The following is a 17,189-nucleotide window of genomic DNA, read 5'->3' on the forward strand; positions in this document are numbered from 1 at the left end:
ATGGCCTATTCCGACAGCATCGTCCTCTCGCTCGAAGGCATCACCAAGCGCTTCGGCAAGCTCGTCGCCAATGACGCGCTCGACCTGCAATTGCGTCGCGGTGAAATTCTGGCGCTCCTGGGTGAAAACGGCGCCGGCAAGACGACGCTGATGAACATCCTTTTCGGCCACTATGTGCAGGATGAGGGCATCGTCCGTGCCGCCGATGCCCAGGGCACGCTTCAAGTCCTGCCACCCGGATCGCCGGGCGCTGCGCTGGATGCCGGCATCGGCATGGTGCACCAGCACTTCGCCCTTGCCGAAAACCTTTCCGGCCTCGACAACATTCGCCTTGGCACCGAAGGCCTCTTCGCTTTTGGCGGAAAAGCCGCGGCCCGCAAGAAGGTCGGGCAGATCATCGCCGAAAGCGGTCTCGAGGTCGATCTCGACCGGCCCGTCGCTGCCTTGACCGTGGGCGAAAAGCAGCGCGTCGAAATCCTCAAGGCGCTTTATCGCAACGTTCGGGTCCTGATCCTTGATGAGCCCACGGCCGTTCTGACGCCTCAGGAGTCCGAGGGTCTTTTCACTGTCCTCCGCCGCCTCGCTGCCAATGGCCTGGGTGTCATTTTCATTTCCCACAAGCTTGGCGAAGTGCTCTCCGTTTCGCACCGTATTCTCGTCCTGCGCGGCGGCCGCAAGGCGGGTGAATTGGTGACCGCCGACGCCGACCGTCGCGCCATCGCTGATCTCATGGTGGGCAAGGCCGTTGCTGAAGTGGCCCGCACCCCTGCCACGCCCGGCCAGACGCTCCTTGAGTTTGCGGACGTGCATCTCAGGCAAGGCTCGGCACGCCAGTCTCTTCGCGGCGTGAGCTTTGCCCTGCGCGCCGGCGAAATCGTCGGCCTCGCAGGCGTGTCCGGCAACGGGCAGGGCGGTATTGCGGCCCTGATCTCGGGTCTTGCCATCCCGGATAGCGGTAAGGTGTTGCTGAACAACAAGCCGATCACCACTGCTGATCCGCGGGCTCTCGTCGCGGCCGGTGTCGCCCGCATGCCGGAAGACCGCCAGCATGATGGCGTCGTCGGCACCATGAGCGTCGCCGACAACATCGCCATCGAAGAAGTTCGTGGCGCAGCCTTTTCGCGCATGGGCCTGCTCGATCGCAAAGCCATGGAAAGCCGCGCCACCAGTGCGATCGCCGCCTACGACATCCGCTGCCCTGGCCCGGACGCCGAGGCGCGGCTCCTTTCCGGCGGCAATGTCCAAAAGCTGATCCTCGCCCGCGTGCTCGAACGCACGCCGCAGATCATTCTCGCCAATCAGCCTACGCGCGGCCTTGACGTCGGCGCCCAGGCCGAAGTGCATTATCGCATCATCGCTGCCCGCGATCGCGGTGCCGCCGTGCTGGTCATCTCCGAAGACCTCGATGAATTGTTCGCGCTCGCCGATCGCTTCCTTGTCGTTCATGCCGGCGAAGTCAGCGACGCTGGACCGTCCGATCTCCTGGATCGCGGCGCGGTGGGGCTTTTGATGGCAGGGCAGGCCGCATGAGCTTCCGTCTCGAACCACGCGCCGATGCTTCCGTGGCGCTCAAGCTTTCGGTGTCGCTCGGTGCAGGCCTTGCCGCACTGCTCCTCGTCGCGGTTCCCGTGCTCTTCGCCGGGCGCAACCCCATCGAAGCCTATGGTCTCATCATTCAGGGCGCCTTTGGCTCTCTCTTCGCCCTGTCCGAAACGCTTAACCGCGCCACGCCGCTGATTCTCACCGGCCTTGCTGCCGCCGTCGCCTTCCGCGCCAAGCTCTGGAACATCGGCGCCGAAGGGCAGCTCTATATCGGCGCGCTCGCCGCCGTTCTCGTCGGCAGTGGCCTTCTGCAGATGCCGCCAGCGCTGCTCATCCCCACCGTCATGATCGCGGGCTTCCTCGCCGGCGGCATGATGATGGTGCTCCCCACCATCCTCAAGCAGCGCTTCGGCGCCGATGAAGTCGTCATCACGCTGCTCCTCAACTTCGTCGTCATCCTCCTGGTGCAGATGCTGATCGAAGGTCCGCTCAAGGACCCGCTCGCCATGGGCTGGCCTCAGTCGGTGCCGCTCCTTGCCGAGGCCAAGTTTGCCAAACTCGTGCCCCGCCTGCGCATGCATTGGGGCTTGATCGTCGGCATCGCCGGCGCACTGATCCTCTGGTTTATGGTGCGCAAGACCGTGCTCGGCTTCGAGATTAAGGCCGTCGGCGAAAACCGGGCAGCCGCGCGCTTTGCCGGCATCCCGGTCGATGCCACCATGCTCAAGGTCGCGCTGATCTCCGGGGGCTTGCCGGCCTTGCCGGCGTCAGCGAGGTGTCTGGTGTCAAAGGCTACCTTTCCGCCGACCTTTCGCCCGGCTTTGGTTATTCCGGCATTGTCGTTGCCATGCTGGCCGGGTTGTCGCCCGTTGGCACCGTCTTTGCCGCCATCTTCGTCGCCGCCGTCTTCGTCGGCGCCGACTCCATGAGCCGAGCCACCGGCATTTCCAATTACCTCGCCGATCTCGTCGTCGCCCTGTCGCTGCTCTGCGTCCTCGTCGGCGCTTTCTTCATCCGTTTCCGCGTGCGCTATGAACGCCCTGCGGCGACAGTGACCGGAGAATAGCCATGGACGTGCTGATCGAAATCTTCGGCTCCGCAAACTTTTGGGCCGCCGCCATCCGCATCGCCACCCCGCTGATCTTCGGCGTCCTCGGCGCGCTGATCTGCGAGCGGGCAGGGGTGCTCAATCTCGGTATCGAAGGCATCTTCGTCGCGGGTGCTATGGCCGGCTGGCTCGCCGTCTATCTCGGCGCCGGTCTTTGGGGCGGCGTCCTGGTCGCCATGCTCACCGGCGCCGTCTTTGGCCTGCTGCACGCGCTGCTGACCGTCATCCTCGGCCTCTCGCAACACGTCTCGGGCATCGGCATCACCCTGCTGGCCACGAGCCTCAGCTACTTCACCTACCGCACCGCGCTGCCCAACGTAACCTCGCCGCCGCGCATCGTCCCTTTCGGTCCGCTCAACATCCCCGGCCTAAGCGATCTGCCCTTCGTCGGCCCGGCGCTCTTCCAGCAAACGCCGCTGACCTTCCTCGCCCTGGCATTCGTCGCCCTTGTTGCCCTCGTGCTCTACCGCACCCCCTTGGCCTCGCCATTCGCGCCGTCGGCGACAATCCGGCCTCGGTCGAAGCCCAGGGCCTATCCGTGCGCGCCCTGCGCATCGGTGCCGTCGTCGCCGGTTCGGCGCTGATGGCGCTGGGCGGCGCCTTCCTCACCATGTCGGCCTTCGACGCCTTCTTCTTCGGCATGGTCAACGGCCGTGGCTGGATCTGCATCGCCCTTGTGGTCTTTGCTTCCTGGCAGCCCGGCAAGGCATTGCTCGGTGCGCTGCTGTTCGGCGCCTTCGACGCCTTCCAGATCCGCCTTCAGGCCGAAATCGGCCAGGTCGTTCCGGGTCAGGTCTTCCTGATGCTGCCTTATCTTTTGTCGATCGTGGCCTTGGTCCTGGTCGCCCGCCGCGCCGACTATCCCCGTGCCTTGCTGCAGCCCTGGTTCAAGGGCCAGCGCCACTAACCGAGAGACTGCCATGTTCGACCTAAAGCTCACCAATGCCACTCTCGCAGATGGCCGCACCGGCTTGGATATCGGCGTCTCCGACGGGCGCATCGCCGCTATCGAAGCCAATCTTGGCGGCGACGCCGGCGAAGTCATCGATGCCGCAGGCCAACTCGTGTCCCCGCCCTTCGTTGATTGCCACTTTCACATGGACGCGACGCTGTCGCTCGGCCTGCCGCGGCTCAACGAAAGCGGACGTCTCCTCGAAGGCATTCAAATCTGGGGCGAGCTCAAGCCGCTTCTGACCCACGAGGCCGTCATCGAGCGCGCGCTTGCCTATTGCGACCTCGCCGTGTCGCAGGGCCTGCTCGCCATCCGCACCCATGTCGACATCTGTGACGACCGCCTGCTCGGTGTCGAAGCCCTGCTCGAAGTCAAGCGTCTCGTCGCCCCCTATATCGACCTGCAGCTCGTCGCCTTCCCGCAGGACGGCTACTACCGCTATCCCGGCGCCGTCGAACTCCTCAACCGTGCCCTCGACATAGGCGTCGACGTCGTCGGCGGCATTCCCCATTTCGAGCGCACCATGGCCGATGGCGCCGCCAGCGTCACCGCCCTCTGCGAAATCGCGGCCGAGCGTGGCCTCCTGGTCGATCTCCATTGCGACGAAACCGATGACCCGCTCAGCCGCCACATCGAAACGCTGACCTACGAAACCCAGCGCCTCGGTCTTGGCGGCCGCGTCGCCGGCTCGCACCTCACCTCCATGCATTCCATGGACAATTACTATGTCTCAAAGCTCCTGCCGCTGATGGCCGAAGCCGGGGTTGCCGCCATCGCCAATCCGAACATCAACATCGTCATCCAGGGTCGCCACGACACCTATCCCAAGCGCCGCGGCATGAACCGTTTCCCCGAAATGCTGAGCTACGGCATCACTGGTGCTTTCGGCCAGGATTGCATGATGGACCCCTGGTATTCGCTGGGCTCGGCCGACATGCTCGAAGTCGCCAATACGGGCCTCCACGTCGCGCAGATGACCAGCCGCGACGCCATGCGCCAGTGCTTTGCCGCGGTCACCACAGGCCCGGCCAAAATCCTGCATCTTGATGGCTATGGCGTCGAGGTGGGCAACAAGGCCGACATGGTCCTCCTCCAGGCCGCGGACCCGATCGAGGCCATCCGCCTCAAGGCGACCCGCCTCGCGGTCATCAGGGGTGGCAAGGTCATCTCCCGCACAGCGCCGCGCCTTAGCACGCTGAGCCTCGATGGCCGCCCTCAGAGCCTCGACCCGTCCAAGGTTGGCCCCCAGCACTGATCCCGGCGATCGCCTTAGCCTGATGGGCAAAATGCTTTTGACATCGCCCCGCTTCGGGCGGTCAATGCGCATCCCTGCCTAGCAGGGAACTGAGAAGAACTTGCCCCGGCTGCGGCCGGGGTCTTTTTGGTCAGAGCCGTTCTTTTCGACACTGACAAAACCCTGACCAGCCACTTTGGCGGCCTGTCAGCAAGACCCTGCTATGGTTTGCCCAAAAGCGCGCAAAGCGAGCGCTGGCAAGAACCACATGAGGGTCGCCATGAATACGGTACCGGCCGACATCGCCCATCAACTGGCCGAAAACGAGCGGATGCTGATCCGCGCCTGGGATCTGCAGCGACGCAACCGTTCCGCGCCGCACGCCGAACCGGTCACGGACGATCAGGTCGACCGCGCCGCGACGCTGCTCGAGCAGATCGTCGACAAGCTCCCATCGGACGAACGCGAAGACGTCGCCAAGCTGATCAGCATCGTCCGCACGCGACTGGAGCTAAAGGCCGAGCAGGGCTGAGACGACTCGATCAAAGAGTTAGTCGTAAAGCCGAAATATTGCGCGCAATCTGCCGGAAGGCCGTAATGAGGTCTGCGCCATTCTCTGCCAGAAAGGCATTGGCCGTGGAGGTAGCGCAGGTCTCCAGCAAGTTGGCGGCCGTGCTGCCTTTGCTGATGCCGAAGCCGACCGTGTAGACCACAATGCCCGTGCCGCTCTTCATGGCGTTGCAGTAGGCGCGAGCCTGCGTATAGGCGTCCCCGTTCGGTGCAGCACAATTGATGTAATCGGCATTGCCATAAGAATAGATGGAACTGCCCGAGGTGGAATTTCGCGCCACCACCCCATTGCAATGAACGGTGTTGAACTCGCCATCGGTCATGATGATGACCGCCTTGAGCAGGTCGTCTTCATTATAGGGAGCAGGGCGGCTTGCCGGCCAGACTTCCCCGAAATTGGGCGCCAGCATGTACCAGCTCCAAAGAATGCCCAAGGCACCCGCGGTCGATCCCGACGCTTCGAGGTCTCCGATGGCGGCATCCAGCACGCCCGCGTCGCTCGTCAGCGGTACGACGCTGTTGGCGATGCAGCCGTTATTGGGCTCCGGATAGTTCCTGCTGGCAAACGTGGTGCTGGGCTTCCGGTCGTTGATCGGCGCAATGCGGTCCGTGACGCAGCTGGTCACCGCATTGGTCCGGCTCGCGCCGTTGACATTGGTGAACGTGTACTGCGTGCACCCGACCGCCGCCGTCTGCCAATCGCAGTAGAACCGTCCGCTGTTGGCGATGTAGAGATTGAGCCGGTTGAACGTGGCATTCGCCAGAACGAAGCTGTTTGCGGTCACCGACGAAATGTTGAACGTCTTGTTGTTGAGGTCGGTAAGGCCGAGAGCACCGGTGATGATGATCTGCTCGCCTTCGGCATAGCCATGGCCATTCGAGGTAATCACCGGGTCGCAATTTGCGGCCAGGCATTTGATCACCGTCCCACCGGTGCCCCTTGTGTAGGAGGTGGCATTCACGCCGGTAAGCGTGAAAGACCCCGCGGCGATCGAGGACACTTTGAACGCCTTGCTGTTGACCTGGGTCATGCCTACGACGTTGCTGATATAGACCCAGTCATTGACCTGAAAGCCATGATTGACGGCGTTTACCGTGGCCAGGTTGGTCCTCTCGATGCTGGTGATGACTTTGGCCGTGCCAGTCGACCAGTTGATGGCTTGAATTGTCCGCTGCTGCCGGATGGGTCCCCGCAGCGTCTCGGCATAGGCGCCAGCATTGACCGACTGCGCATAAGGAACGAGGGCAATTTTTGCGGTCGTGTCGCCGCTATTGTTGGCAAGGATCGTATCGATCAGCTCATAGCTGGCCTTTTGCAGATCCGTGATGCGGGTACCCTTCATTGAGCCGGTAATGTCGAGCGCGAGCGACACTTCCATGTTCACCGAGCCCTGCATGGCCTCCGAAGTGAAGCTTGCACTCAGCTGGTTGACGCCAACGAGGCTGACGAAAGAGGTGGGGAGGACAAACTGGCCTCCCAGAAGCAGCCGACCGCTTTCCGGCTCGATCGTGATCCGGTCGACCTTGACCGACACGCGGCTGTCGCCGATCCGCTCCTTGACGATGTTTTCCGCTCTGACGCGGATGGACTCTTGGTAACACCGACCTTTTCGATGTCGCGCTGCAATGCCAGGGCGGCGGCATCGAGCGCCGTCTGCGCCCGCGCCCGCGTCTGCTCCAGCGACACATAGTCGACCACCGCACCACCAAGCGCGATAAGCACGATTGCCATCAGCCCGAAAATGACGGCGAAGACCCCGCGTTCATCGCGACCAAAACGCCGAAGTAGTTTGGTGAACTGGGACATGGAACGCGCAACCCCGAAGGCCCCTTTCGGGGCATCGGGGCAAGTCTGGCGCAAAGTCCTTATTAAAGGACGACCACTTTCGTGTTAAGTTGCACGCGTTCGTAAAGGTCGATGACATCTTCATTGACCATGCGAATACAGCCCGACGACACATTGGTGCCGATGGTCCAGGGCTCGATCGTGCCGTGAATGCGATAAAGCGTTGAGCCGAGATAAAGCGCCCGTGCGCCCATCGGGTTGTCCGCGCGGCCGCCTTCCATATAGGCCGGCAGACCCGGCTGTCGCCGGCGCATCTCGGCAGGAGGCGTCCAGCTCGGCCACTCCGCCTTGCGCGTGACCCGATGCGTGCCGCTCCACTCAAAACCATCGCGCGCTACGCCGATGCCATAGCGCAGCGCTTGTCCGCCACCGAGAACAAAATAAAGGAAGTGCGCCTGGCTATCGACCACGATCGTGCCGCTGCGCTCATTGGTTTGATATTGCACCACTTGCCGAAGGTATACCGAGGCGACCTGCGTATTGGCTTGCATGGCTAGTGCATGGCGTGGCCGACCTTGGACCACGGTGACGCCCGGGGGCGGAGCAAAGCGCCAGCCCGGATAAAACGTCTCCGCGCTTGTCGGCAGCGCCGAGAACAGAACGGGCAAGGCCGCAAGCGCGGCAACAAGACTGCGGGTCAAACGTGTGCTCATGGTCTGCATCCCCAAAATGCTTTGTCGGCGAATGTGCCGCAGAAGCACCAAGGAGAGGTCAAGCCGCTTGGTTAACTCTGGGCAAGCGCACGAGGTTAACGACCGGTGAACTGCATCGGGCGAGAAGCGCGGGGTACCGCGAGCCTCGTTGCAACTCTGCAACAACATTCGTGCTCTGCGACACGCTGCCACATCTAAGCTTGCAGCTCACGCCGGCGTGATGTATCCAGCACTCGTTCGCAACTGCCAACCCGAGGGAGGCAAGACATGACAAACATGATGTTCCGCCGCTCGGGTCCCACTCGCCATCATACCGTACGAGCCTAACGCTCACGCCTGATGTGCCCTCGCCCCTAACCCGGCCCGCGAACTTCTAAACCTCCAACGCCCATCTGCTGAAACCGGGTCGCTCTGCGTCCGGAATCCGCGTGTTCTCCAACCGTCTCAACAGAGGCCGGCTGGCGTTGTGCCCGCCGGAAAACCAATGTCTTCAAACGTGCTCAGCGAAGCCAGTGTCGTACTGCGCCTCGAGTTCTCCATCGCCGACGCCGTGCGTCAGCGTGGTCTCGTCCCCGTCGTGCTCGCCGCAATCCAGGCCTGGTGGGCCCAAAGCCAGACACGCCACATCGACGTTCCGGCAAGTCTGCGGGCCGATGTCGGCCTCGACCCGGCCGCGGTACCGGCCCACTGGACCGGTGTCGATCTTCATACCTTCCGGCTCCAACAATCGGGCCGGAGCTCGCCTTGAGACAAGTTGGCGGCCGGGCACCACCCGGCCGCCGACTTTCTCCTGTCTCCGAGTGAGCCGCCTTTCTTCTCCTCCCCGGCTTTCGGGGAGGCCGGGTGGGGGTTCGCTGTTGTTTCCCCAGTGCCAATCGTCTAGGAACGGCGCGATCACCGAAGGCTCTAAAATGTCCGAGAAGACCAAGCTCATCACGCCGCGTCTGCCGCGTGGTTTTGAAGATCGCACCCCCGGCGAAATCGCCGCCGCAGGTGCCATGATCGGCAAGATCCGCGCAGTCTACGAGCGCTACGGCTTCGATCCCGTCGAAACGCCGCTTTTCGAGTACACCGACACCCTCGGCAAGTTCCTGCCCGACACCGACCGGCCCAATGCAGGCGTTTTCTCGCTGCAGGACGACGACGAACAGTGGATGAGCCTGCGTTACGATCTCACCGCGCCGCTTGCCCGCTTCTTTGCTGAAAACTTCGAAAGCCTGCCAAAGCCATACCGCTCCTACCGCCAGGGCTATGTCTTCCGCAACGAAAAGCCCGGCCCCGGCCGCTTCCGCCAATTCATGCAGTTCGACGCCGATACCGTCGGGGCAGGCGGCCCGGAAGCCGACGCCGAAATGTGCATGATGATGGCCGACGTCATGGATGCGCTGGGCCTGCAGGGCCAGTACGTTGTCCGCGTCAACAACCGCAAGGTGCTCGACGGCGTTCTTGCGACCGCGGGTGTCAGCACCGACGAGCAGAAGCTCACCGTCCTTCGCGCCATCGACAAGCTGGACAAGTTTGGTCCCGAAGGCGTTCGCCTGCTGCTCGGCGCCGGCCGCAAGGACGAGAGCGGCGACTTCACCAAGGGCGCCGGTCTCACGCCGGAGCAGATCGAGCCGATTCTCGCCTATGTCGATAGCGGCCTTCCCGCCGACGGCGTCGAAAAAGGCAGCAATGCCCATGTGGTCGCGACAATCAATACGCTCGCTGGCCTGATCGGTGGCTCCGAGACCGGCCTCCAGGGCGTCCAGGAACTCGCCTCCATCTTCGGTCTCGTCAGCGCCGCCGGCTTTGGCGGTCGCGTCATTCTTGACCCTTCCGTGGTCCGCGGCCTCGAATATTACACCGGCCCGGTCTTCGAGATCGAACTGACCTTCAAGGTACAGAACGAAAAGGGCCAGGACGTTGTCTTCGGTTCTGTCGGTGGCGGCGGCCGCTATGACGGTCTCGTCTCTCGCTTCCGCCGCGAACCGGTCCCCGCCACCGGCTTTTCCATCGGCGTTTCGCGCCTTGCCAATGCGCTCAAGCTTACCGGCAATCTCGGCGCCGCCGAGCCCCTTGGCCCGGTCGTGGTCCTCGTCATGGACAAGGAGCAGATGGCTGGATACCAGGCCATGGTCTCCGAACTCCGCAATGCCGGCATCCGGGCCGAAATGTTTCTGGGGAACACCAAAAACTTCGGCAAGCAGGTTGCTTACGCCGACAAGCGCAATTCCCCCATCGCCATCATCGAAGGATCGCAGGAGCGCGAACAGGGCGTGCTGCAGGTCAAGGACCTGATCGCCGGCAAGCTTGCGGCGCAAGCCATCACCGACAACGCCGAGTGGAAAGCCGCTCGTCCCGGCCAGTTCGAGATCAAGCGCGAAGAGCTTGTGCAAGCGGTCAAGAAGCTGCTGAGCGAGCAGTGATGCGTTCTGCTTTCAGTAGACCTCATCCTGAGCCCGTCGAAGGACGAGGTCGTGCCACGGTGCAAGCGACCTCGTGGTTCGACAGGCTCACCATGAGGTCTCTTCAGGAGTGCGCCCTATGACCAACGCCGCGATGCGACGCGCGCAGCTCGAGACGCTGGTCGAGGCCCAGGGCGGCTACCGCGCCACGCCGCCTCTGCTGCTTTCCGCCGATCCCTATTTCGATCTCGCCGGCGAGGAGTTCGGGCGCCGTCTCCTGCTCACCACCGACCAGAGCGGCGCCGAATACTGCCTGCGCCCCGATTTCACCCTGCCCATCGTTGCCGATTACATTGCCGCCGGCACGCGCGAGGCCGCGGCCTTCTCCTATCTTGGCCCCATCTTTCGCCAGCGCGAGACCGGCCCCGCCGAGTTCGACCAGGCCGGCATCGAGCTTCTCGCCCAGCCCGATGGCGACATCGCCCTCGATCAGGTGCTGACCTTTGCCCGCGCTGCGCTGTCGCTCTATGGGGTGGCGCCCAGTGTTCATCTGGGCGGCGTCGGCCTCTTCGAAGCACTGCTGCAGCAGGCGGATATGCCCGATGCCTGGCGCTCCCGCATCCGTCATCGCTTTGGCCACACCGAGGCCATGGATCGCCTGCTCACCCGCCTCGAAGCCGCGCCCGATCTGCCGCGCAGCGAGCAGCCGAGCCGTGACGATCTGGTCGAGGACGTCACAGCCCGCATGGTCTCCGCCGGCCTCAGCCTGTCCGAGGGCCGCACCCCCGCCGAGATCGCCGACCGCTTCCTTGAGCAGCAAGCCCTGGACGCCGCGCACGTTCCGGCCGCGACGCTGAAACTCCTGCGCGCCTATCTCGCCATCAAGGGCGATGCCCTCTCCGCTTTGCGCCAGCTCGAAACGCTTGGCGAGCAGCACCGGCTCTTTCTCGGCGCCCCGCTTCGCACCATCCGCAGGCACCTCGAAGGCCTGGGCGAAGCGCGCGTTACCTTCGACGCCAGCTTTTCGCCGCGCCTCGATTACTATACCGGCATTGTCTTCGAAATGCGCGGGCAGGGGGCGCCGTGCTCGCCTCCGGCGGCCAATATGACCGCCTTCTGGAGCGCTTGGGTGCAACAGCGCCTATCGCCGCCTCCGGCTGCGCCCTTTGGGTCGATCGCCTTGAAGCGGAGTGGACGCGATGAGCCTGACCCTCGCCGTCCCCTCCAAGGGCCGCCTTGAAGAACTGACCCGCGCCTGGTTCGCCGAACGCGGTCTCACCATCACCCGCCCCGGTGGCGCCCGATCTTATCTCGGCGCCATCGAAGGCCTGCCGGACGTGACCGTTCGCTTCTACCCGGCGTCCGAAATTGCCCGCGAACTGATCCGCGGCAATATAGATCTGGGCGTCACCGGCCGCGACTTGATCCACGAAACCAGCGAAACCGGCCCCGCTTCGGTAGACTTCGCGCGCGACCTCCAGTTCGGCCATGCCGATGTCGTCGTCGCCGTCCCCGATGCCTGGATCGACGTCACGCATATGCATGACCTGGCCGATGTTGCTTCCGATTTTCGCTCCCGCCATGGCCGCTGGCTGCGCATCGCAACCAAATACATCACCATCACGCGCCAGCATTTCGCCCGTGCCGGCATCGCCGAATACCGCATCGTCGAAAGCCTCGGCGCCACGGAAGCGGCCCCTGCCTCCGGCGTCGCCGATATCGTGGTCGACATCACCTCCACCGGCTCGACCTTGGCCGCCAATGGCCTGCGTGTCTTGGAAGATGGCGTAATGCTGAAAAGCGAAGCCAACCTGATCGTGTCCAGGACTGCCGATTGGTCCGCACCCCGCAAGAGGGCGCTCGACGATCTTCTTTCGCGCCTGGGAGACTGAGATGGAGCTCGCCCTCGTCTTCCTCGTCGTGGTTATCGGCGTCGGCGTCATTGCCTATGCCGGCATGCGCAATCCCAGGACCCGCCGTTCATCCGATGGCGGCGATGGCGGTTCCTACGTTGCCTTCGACCGCGATCAAAGCGCGAACGACACTGCTGACGCCGGTGGCGACGGGGGCGTTGGTGGCGACTGAGCCGCCATTGCCTCTTCGGACCAAATCACGGCACAAGACTTTTATGTCCGCCGGGGGCGCATGTGGCTGAGACGCTCGAACTGACCATCCTGATGCCCTGCCTCAACGAGGCGGAAACGCTGGCCACCTGCATCGACAAGGCGCAAAGCTTCCTTGCCCGCACCGGCATCTCCGGCGAAGTGCTGATCGCCGATAACGGCTCGACCGATGGGTCGCAGGCAATCGCCACGGCCCACGGCGCCCGCGTCGTCCATGCCGACCAGCGCGGCTACGGTGCTGCGCTTTCCTCGGGTATTGCCCACGCCCGAGGCCGTTTCGTCATCATGGGCGATGCCGACGACAGCTACGATTTTGCCAATCTCGATCTCTTTGTGGCTGCGCTGCGCAATGGCGCCGATCTCGTCATGGGCAATCGTTTCGCTGGCGGCGTCGCCCCCGGCGCCATGCCCTGGCACCACCGCTATATCGGCAATCCGGTGCTGAGCTTCCTCGGTCGCCTGTTCTTCCGAACCCCGATCCGCGACTTTCATTGCGGCCTGCGTGGCTTTTCTCGCGACGCCATCCGCAATCTCAACCTGCGCACCACCGGCATGGAATTCGCCTCCGAAATGGTGGTCAAGGCAACGCTCAGCCGGCTCGACGTGCGCGAAGTGCCGACGACCCTCAAGAAAGACGGCCGTTCGCGCCCGCCGCATCTGCGTTCCTTCCGCGACGGCTGGCGCCACCTGCGCTTCCTGCTGCTGTTTTCGCCCCGCTGGCTCTTTCTTTATCCCGGCGTCGCCCTGGTCTGGATCGGTCTCGTCGTCGGCTCCCAGCTTGTCCGCGGCCCGGTGACCATCGGGTCGGTGACCTTCGATGTGCACACCCTGATCGTAGCGGCGCTTTGCGTCATCATGGGTGTCCAGTCCATCGCCTTTGCCATCATCGGACGCCGCTTTGCCTCCCGCTACGGCTTTATCCCGCGCTCCGGCACCTATGACCGCTTGCTCGAATGGCTGACGCTCGAGCGCATCCTTCTGATCGCGATCCTGCTGATGTTGAGCGGAATTTCCGCCATGGTCTGGGGCCTGACCCAATGGGCGCAACGTGATTTCGGCCCCTTGACCTCGCACGCGACGCTGCGGGCGGTCATCCTAGCAATGACGGCTCTGGTCACTGGCTTTCAGCTAATGATGAGCGGCTTCATGTCCTCGATGATCAACATTCCCATCTACGAACGCCGCGTCGCCGACACCGACCCTGTCGATCGCCAGCGGCGCCATTCGGACCTGCCAAACGCATGATTTCTGATCCGCTTGTTCTCGTCGCGCTCGGCTTTGTCGGCCTGGCCGCAGGCTTCGTCGATGCCATTGCCGGGGGCGGCGGCATGCTCTCTGTGCCCGCCCTTCTCGCCGCGGGCCTGCCGCCGGTCGCGGCTCTTGCCACCAACAAGATGCAGTCCGTCATCGGCACCATCATGGCCGTGATCACCTATTGGCGCCGCGGCTTTCGTCGATCTGCGCCGCCTGGCGCCTGCCATTGCCGCAAGCTTTGCGGGCAGCATTTTGGGCGCCCTGACCGTCAGCCGCATCGATACATCATTGCTCAACCTGGCAGTGCCGGTGGCACTGATCGCGATTGCGCTCTATTTCCTTTTCGCGCCAAAACTCAGCGATGCCGACCGCGCCTCGCGGCTGCCGTTCGAACCCTTCGTTCCGGTCCTCGGCTTCGTCGTTGGCTTTTACGACGGCATCTTCGGCCCCGGCACCGGATCGTTCTTCACGGTCGGTTTCGTCGTGCTCTTCGGGCTTGGCCTCACCCGCGCCACCGGCAGCACCAAGGCACTCAATGTCACCTCCAACCTTGCGGCGCTGGTGATCTTCATTCCACAAGGCCAGGTCATCTGGCCGATCGCCCTCGTCATGGCCATCGGCCAGATCGCAGGCGGCTATATCGGCGCACGCACCGGCATCCGCTATGGCGCCGCCGTCATCCGCCCGCTCGTCGTGGTCGTCTCAATCGCCATGGCGCTGAAACTGATCTTCTTCCCTTAGGCGGAATCGAGTCCGGCCGCAGCGCGCAGCGCCGCATTGATGCGCTCCTGCCAGCCAGGGCCATCATCTTGAAAATGCTCGAGCACGGCGCGATCCAGCCGGATCGACACCAGCTCCTTGCCTTCCGGAGGGCTGGCCGCTTTTGCCGGCACCGCAAAATCCGGCTTGGGCGCAGCGCTCTTAAACACTGCCTCCGCCTCGTCGAATGCATTCCCTCGTCCTGGCCTGCGCATGTCTTTCTCCTTAGTCGATCAGTTCGCGACGGGCAGCTGAAGCGAGGAAAGCGGATCGGGTCTGGCCCCTCGAACGAGCCTCTTCGTCAATGGCGCGCAACAAACCAAGATCGAGTGACACATTGATCCTCGTCGTGGAGCCAAGGTCGCGGACCAGGGGAACGAGCGCGAAGCTTGCACCTTCCAGATCCTCCGCAAGAGCATCGTCGTTGACGATCACCTCGAGCGGCCGGGGGCGGGCACCGGCTCACCGTCAGCCTCCATGCTGCTGATGTGAAAGGCCAAGGCTTCGGCACCATTGGCGATAACTGCGTCCATCGTATCGCCAACGGAAATGCAGCCAGGGACATCCGGGAAGCTGATGCCATAAGAGCTGTCACTGTCTTTGTGAATAAAAGCGACGTAGCGCATGTTACCTCTCGAGCCAGCCGGCCTGCCGATAAACTGATCGTAGCGTGCCGATGGGGATGTCCTTGTTCGGGTGAGGGACGGTGACCCGTCCGGGCCGCTCGGCATGCTTGAACTGGTGGTGGTCGCCTTTGACCTCCACCAAAAACCAACCCTCTCGCTCCAACATGGCGATCAGCTTACGGCTGTTCCGCTCCAGATGCATATGGATCACGCATCCCAACCTCACATCTGCCGTGTAAAATAATACACACGACACCGGTCATCAAGGTTGTTCGGCGCAAGAAAAAGGCCCCGGTGTTTCCACCGAGGCCTTCCACAAAGATCGTGACTGGGAAGAAACGATCCTTGAAACATTGTTCTATCAGGCGGCAACGCCGCCCGGCCGTCGGCCGCCCTCGCGGAGGACCAGCGGTCGGCATGTCGCCGACCGCGATACGGTCCGTGAGCGAAGGAGAGTCTAGTTCGCTTTTGCGAACTAGAAATCCATGCCGCCCATGCCGCCCATGCCGCCGCCGCCCGGCATTGCCGGTGCTGCTTCCTTGGGGGCTTCGACGATCAGCGCTTCGGTGGTGATCAGGAGCGATGCAACCGAAGCTGCGTCCTGGAGCGCATGACGCACGACCTTGACCGGGTCGATGACGCCGAGCGCAACGAGGTCACCGTACTCACCGGTGGCAGCGTTGTAGCCAAAGGTTGGCGAAGCGTTCTCGAGGATCTTGCCGACGACGACGGAGCCTTCGGCACCGGCATTGTTGGCAATCGTACGCACCGGCTCCTGGAGAGCGCGGCGAACGATGGCGATGCCGGCGTCCTGGTCGGCGTTCGCACCCTTGACCGAAAGAGCGTTCGAAGCGCGGAGGAGGGCGACGCCACCACCGGGAACGATGCCTTCTTCAACGGCAGCGCGGGTTGCGTTGAGCGCGTCGTCGACGCGATCCTTGCGTTCCTTGACTTCCACTTCGGTCGAACCACCGACGCGGATCACGGCAACGCCACCAGCGAGCTTGGCGAGGCGTTCCTGCAGCTTTTCCTTGTCGTAGTCCGAGGTGGTTTCCTCGATCTGCGCCTTGATCTGGCCAACGCGGCCCTGGATGTCTTCCTGGGTACCGGCGCCATCGACGATCGTGGTGTTTTCCTTGGTGATTTCAACGCGCTTGGCAGTGCCGAGCATGTCGAGGGTCACGTTCTCGAGCTTGATGCCGAGGTCTTCGGAGATCACCTGGCCACCGGTGAGGATAGCGATGTCTTCCAGCATTGCCTTGCGGCGGTCACCAAAGCCCGGTGCCTTGACGGCAGCGACCTTGAGGCCGGCGCGCAGACGGTTGACGACCAGGGTCGGCAGTGCTTCGCCATCGACGTCTTCGGCAATGATCAGCAGCGGACGCTGGGATTGAACCACGGCTTCGAGGATCGGCAGGATGGCCTGCAGGTTCGAAAGCTTCTTTTCGTGCAGCAGGATGTAGGGGTCTTCGAGGACCGCAGTCATCTTTTCTGCGTTGGTGACGAAGTAGGGCGAGAGGTAGCCGCGGTCGAACTGCATGCCTTCAACGACATCGAGTTCGGTTTCGGCGGTCTTGGCTTCTTCGACGGTGATGACACCCTCGTTGCCAACCTTCTGCATCGCTTCGGCGATCATTTCGCCGATCGAGGTTTCGCCGTTGGCCGAAATGGTGCCGACCTGGGAAACTTCGGAGGAGGAGGTGATGCCCTTGGCCGAAGACTGGAGCGACTTGACGACTTCTTCGACAGCGAGGTCGATACCGCGCTTAAGATCCATCGGGTTGAAGCCGGCGGCAACGGCCTTGACGCCTTCGACGACGATGGCCTGGCCCAGGACGGTGGCAGTGGTGGTGCCGTCACCGGCAACGTCGTTGGTCTTGGACGCGACCGAACGGAGGAGCTGCGCGCCCAGGTTCTCGAACTTGTCTTCGAGTTCGATTTCCTTGGCAACCGACACGCCGTCCTTGGTGATGCGCGGGGCACCGAACGACTTTTCGATAACGACGTTACGGCCCTTGGGACCCAGCGTCACCTTGACCGCATTGGCCAGGATGTTGACGCCGCGCAGCATCTTGTCGCGTGCGTCGGTGGAGAACTTTACTTCTTTGGCAGCCATGTGAGGCGCTCCTTAAAGA

General features: G+C 63.1%; 18 protein-coding genes and 3 pseudogenes. 13 read left to right on the plus strand and 8 right to left on the minus strand.

What is annotated here, in order from left to right; translation table 11 throughout:
- From G5575_RS06470 to G5575_RS06490, 5 genes and pseudogenes are all read left to right on the plus strand, one after another.
- On the plus strand, positions 1–1,530 hold the full coding sequence (locus tag G5575_RS06470; protein ID WP_164533549.1) for an ABC transporter ATP-binding protein: 1,530 nt from the start codon (positions 1–3) through the stop codon (positions 1,528–1,530).
- Positions 1,527–2,608: pseudogene (locus G5575_RS06475) on the plus strand (ABC transporter permease). The gene G5575_RS06470 and the pseudogene G5575_RS06475 overlap by 4 nt, the downstream one beginning before the upstream one ends.
- 2 nt (positions 2,609–2,610) lie before the next feature.
- Positions 2,611–3,557, plus strand: a pseudogene (locus G5575_RS06480) (ABC transporter permease).
- Between the two features lie 13 nt (positions 3,558–3,570).
- Entirely contained in the window at positions 3,571–4,857 is a 1,287-nt protein-coding gene (locus G5575_RS06485) for an amidohydrolase family protein (RefSeq protein WP_164533550.1), read from the plus strand.
- Positions 4,858–5,116: 259 nt separating this feature from the next.
- Positions 5,117–5,368 carry a hypothetical protein gene (locus tag G5575_RS06490; protein WP_164533551.1) on the plus strand — a complete coding sequence of 84 codons (252 nt, stop codon included), beginning with the start codon at positions 5,117–5,119 and terminating at the stop codon, positions 5,366–5,368.
- Positions 5,369–5,378: 10 nt separating this feature from the next.
- On the opposite strand, the gene G5575_RS06495 is transcribed toward G5575_RS06490, so the two are convergent.
- From G5575_RS06495 to G5575_RS06505, 3 genes are all read right to left on the minus strand, one after another.
- Complete coding sequence (locus tag G5575_RS06495) at positions 5,379–6,941, minus strand: ubiquitin-activating E1 FCCH domain-containing protein (protein ID WP_164533552.1); 1,563 nt, start codon at positions 6,939–6,941, stop codon at positions 5,379–5,381.
- Positions 6,827–7,213 carry a TadE/TadG family type IV pilus assembly protein gene (locus tag G5575_RS22145; RefSeq protein ID WP_164533553.1) on the minus strand — a complete coding sequence of 129 codons (387 nt, stop codon included), beginning with the start codon at positions 7,211–7,213 and terminating at the stop codon, positions 6,827–6,829. Before G5575_RS22145 ends, G5575_RS06495 begins: the two co-directional genes overlap by 115 nt.
- Positions 7,214–7,275: 62 nt before the next feature.
- The gene (locus G5575_RS06505; protein WP_235935632.1) at positions 7,276–7,905 is read right to left on the minus strand and encodes a L,D-transpeptidase; all 630 of its coding nucleotides are present in this window, start codon (positions 7,903–7,905) and stop codon (positions 7,276–7,278) included.
- Between the two features lie 484 nt (positions 7,906–8,389).
- On the opposite strand from G5575_RS06505, the gene G5575_RS06510 reads away from it, so the two are divergent.
- The 8 genes and pseudogenes from G5575_RS06510 to G5575_RS06540 all read left to right on the plus strand — a co-directional run bounded on the left by G5575_RS06510 (position 8,390) and on the right by G5575_RS06540 (position 14,410).
- Positions 8,390–8,653 carry a hypothetical protein gene (locus G5575_RS06510; RefSeq protein ID WP_164533555.1) on the plus strand — a complete coding sequence of 88 codons (264 nt, stop codon included), beginning with the start codon at positions 8,390–8,392 and terminating at the stop codon, positions 8,651–8,653.
- A gap of 163 nt (positions 8,654–8,816) precedes the next feature.
- Positions 8,817–10,313: a histidine--tRNA ligase gene (gene hisS, locus G5575_RS06515; RefSeq protein ID WP_164533556.1), complete on the plus strand. Its 1,497-nt coding sequence runs from the start codon at positions 8,817–8,819 to the stop codon at positions 10,311–10,313.
- Between the two features lie 118 nt (positions 10,314–10,431).
- Positions 10,432–11,532 (plus strand): ATP phosphoribosyltransferase regulatory subunit, encoded by a 1,101-nt coding sequence (locus tag G5575_RS06520; RefSeq protein WP_164533557.1) that lies wholly within the window; start codon positions 10,432–10,434, stop codon positions 11,530–11,532.
- Positions 11,492–12,184, plus strand: coding sequence for an ATP phosphoribosyltransferase (hisG, locus tag G5575_RS06525; protein ID WP_164533558.1), 693 nt, complete (start codon positions 11,492–11,494; stop codon positions 12,182–12,184). Before G5575_RS06520 ends, hisG begins: the two co-directional genes overlap by 41 nt.
- Position 12,185: 1 nt before the next feature.
- Positions 12,186–12,377, plus strand: coding sequence for a hypothetical protein (locus G5575_RS06530; protein WP_164533559.1), 192 nt, complete (start codon positions 12,186–12,188; stop codon positions 12,375–12,377).
- Between the two features lie 62 nt (positions 12,378–12,439).
- Positions 12,440–13,660, plus strand: a complete 1,221-nt coding sequence (locus G5575_RS06535; RefSeq protein ID WP_207633007.1) for a glycosyltransferase family 2 protein — start codon at positions 12,440–12,442, stop codon at positions 13,658–13,660.
- Between the two features lie 83 nt (positions 13,661–13,743).
- A pseudogene (locus G5575_RS21000) lies at positions 13,744–13,803 on the plus strand (hypothetical protein); the annotation flags it as partial.
- A gap of 118 nt (positions 13,804–13,921) precedes the next feature.
- Positions 13,922–14,410 (plus strand): TSUP family transporter, encoded by a 489-nt coding sequence (locus tag G5575_RS06540; protein WP_268904375.1) that lies wholly within the window; start codon positions 13,922–13,924, stop codon positions 14,408–14,410.
- On the opposite strand, the gene G5575_RS06545 is transcribed toward G5575_RS06540, so the two are convergent.
- The 5 genes from G5575_RS06545 to groL all read right to left on the minus strand — a co-directional run bounded on the left by G5575_RS06545 (position 14,407) and on the right by groL (position 17,170).
- Positions 14,407–14,643, minus strand: coding sequence for a BrnA antitoxin family protein (locus G5575_RS06545; RefSeq protein WP_164533560.1), 237 nt, complete (start codon positions 14,641–14,643; stop codon positions 14,407–14,409). The genes G5575_RS06540 and G5575_RS06545 overlap by 4 nt on opposite strands.
- 10 nt (positions 14,644–14,653) lie before the next feature.
- Positions 14,654–14,863, minus strand: a complete 210-nt coding sequence (locus G5575_RS21005; protein ID WP_328765878.1) for a type II toxin-antitoxin system HicB family antitoxin — start codon at positions 14,861–14,863, stop codon at positions 14,654–14,656.
- Positions 14,860–15,054: a type II toxin-antitoxin system HicB family antitoxin gene (locus G5575_RS21010; protein WP_207633008.1), complete on the minus strand. Its 195-nt coding sequence runs from the start codon at positions 15,052–15,054 to the stop codon at positions 14,860–14,862. The genes G5575_RS21005 and G5575_RS21010 overlap by 4 nt, the downstream gene beginning before the upstream one ends.
- 1 nt (position 15,055) lies before the next feature.
- A complete protein-coding gene (locus tag G5575_RS06555; RefSeq protein ID WP_164533765.1) occupies positions 15,056–15,256 on the minus strand; it encodes a type II toxin-antitoxin system HicA family toxin in 201 nt (66 codons plus the stop codon).
- A gap of 273 nt (positions 15,257–15,529) precedes the next feature.
- A complete protein-coding gene (groL, locus tag G5575_RS06560; RefSeq protein WP_164533561.1) occupies positions 15,530–17,170 on the minus strand; it encodes a chaperonin GroEL in 1,641 nt (546 codons plus the stop codon).
- Between the last annotated feature and the right edge of the window lie 19 nt (positions 17,171–17,189).

Source organism: Devosia aurantiaca (genome assembly GCF_011058215.1).
Taxonomy (GTDB): Bacteria; Pseudomonadota; Alphaproteobacteria; order Rhizobiales; family Devosiaceae; genus Devosia; species Devosia aurantiaca.

Coding starts and splice junctions, on each gene's coding strand:
- G5575_RS21010 (WP_207633008.1), bottom strand. CDS start 15,054: ATGCGCTACGTCGCTTTTATTCACAAAGACAGTGACAGCTCTTATGGC.
- hisS (WP_164533556.1), top strand. CDS start 8,817: ATGTCCGAGAAGACCAAGCTCATCACGCCGCGTCTGCCGCGTGGTTTT.
- G5575_RS06505 (WP_235935632.1), bottom strand. CDS start 7,905: ATGAGCACACGTTTGACCCGCAGTCTTGTTGCCGCGCTTGCGGCCTTG.
- G5575_RS06545 (WP_164533560.1), bottom strand. CDS start 14,643: ATGCGCAGGCCAGGACGAGGGAATGCATTCGACGAGGCGGAGGCAGTG.
- hisG (WP_164533558.1), top strand. CDS start 11,492: ATGAGCCTGACCCTCGCCGTCCCCTCCAAGGGCCGCCTTGAAGAACTG.
- G5575_RS06555 (WP_164533765.1), bottom strand. CDS start 15,256: ATGCATCTGGAGCGGAACAGCCGTAAGCTGATCGCCATGTTGGAGCGA.
- G5575_RS22145 (WP_164533553.1), bottom strand. CDS start 7,213: ATGTCCCAGTTCACCAAACTACTTCGGCGTTTTGGTCGCGATGAACGC.
- G5575_RS06510 (WP_164533555.1), top strand. CDS start 8,390: ATGTCTTCAAACGTGCTCAGCGAAGCCAGTGTCGTACTGCGCCTCGAG.
- G5575_RS06520 (WP_164533557.1), top strand. CDS start 10,432: ATGACCAACGCCGCGATGCGACGCGCGCAGCTCGAGACGCTGGTCGAG.
- G5575_RS06485 (WP_164533550.1), top strand. CDS start 3,571: ATGTTCGACCTAAAGCTCACCAATGCCACTCTCGCAGATGGCCGCACC.
- G5575_RS06470 (WP_164533549.1), top strand. CDS start 1: ATGGCCTATTCCGACAGCATCGTCCTCTCGCTCGAAGGCATCACCAAG.
- G5575_RS06530 (WP_164533559.1), top strand. CDS start 12,186: ATGGAGCTCGCCCTCGTCTTCCTCGTCGTGGTTATCGGCGTCGGCGTC.
- G5575_RS06490 (WP_164533551.1), top strand. CDS start 5,117: ATGAATACGGTACCGGCCGACATCGCCCATCAACTGGCCGAAAACGAG.
- groL (WP_164533561.1), bottom strand. CDS start 17,170: ATGGCTGCCAAAGAAGTAAAGTTCTCCACCGACGCACGCGACAAGATG.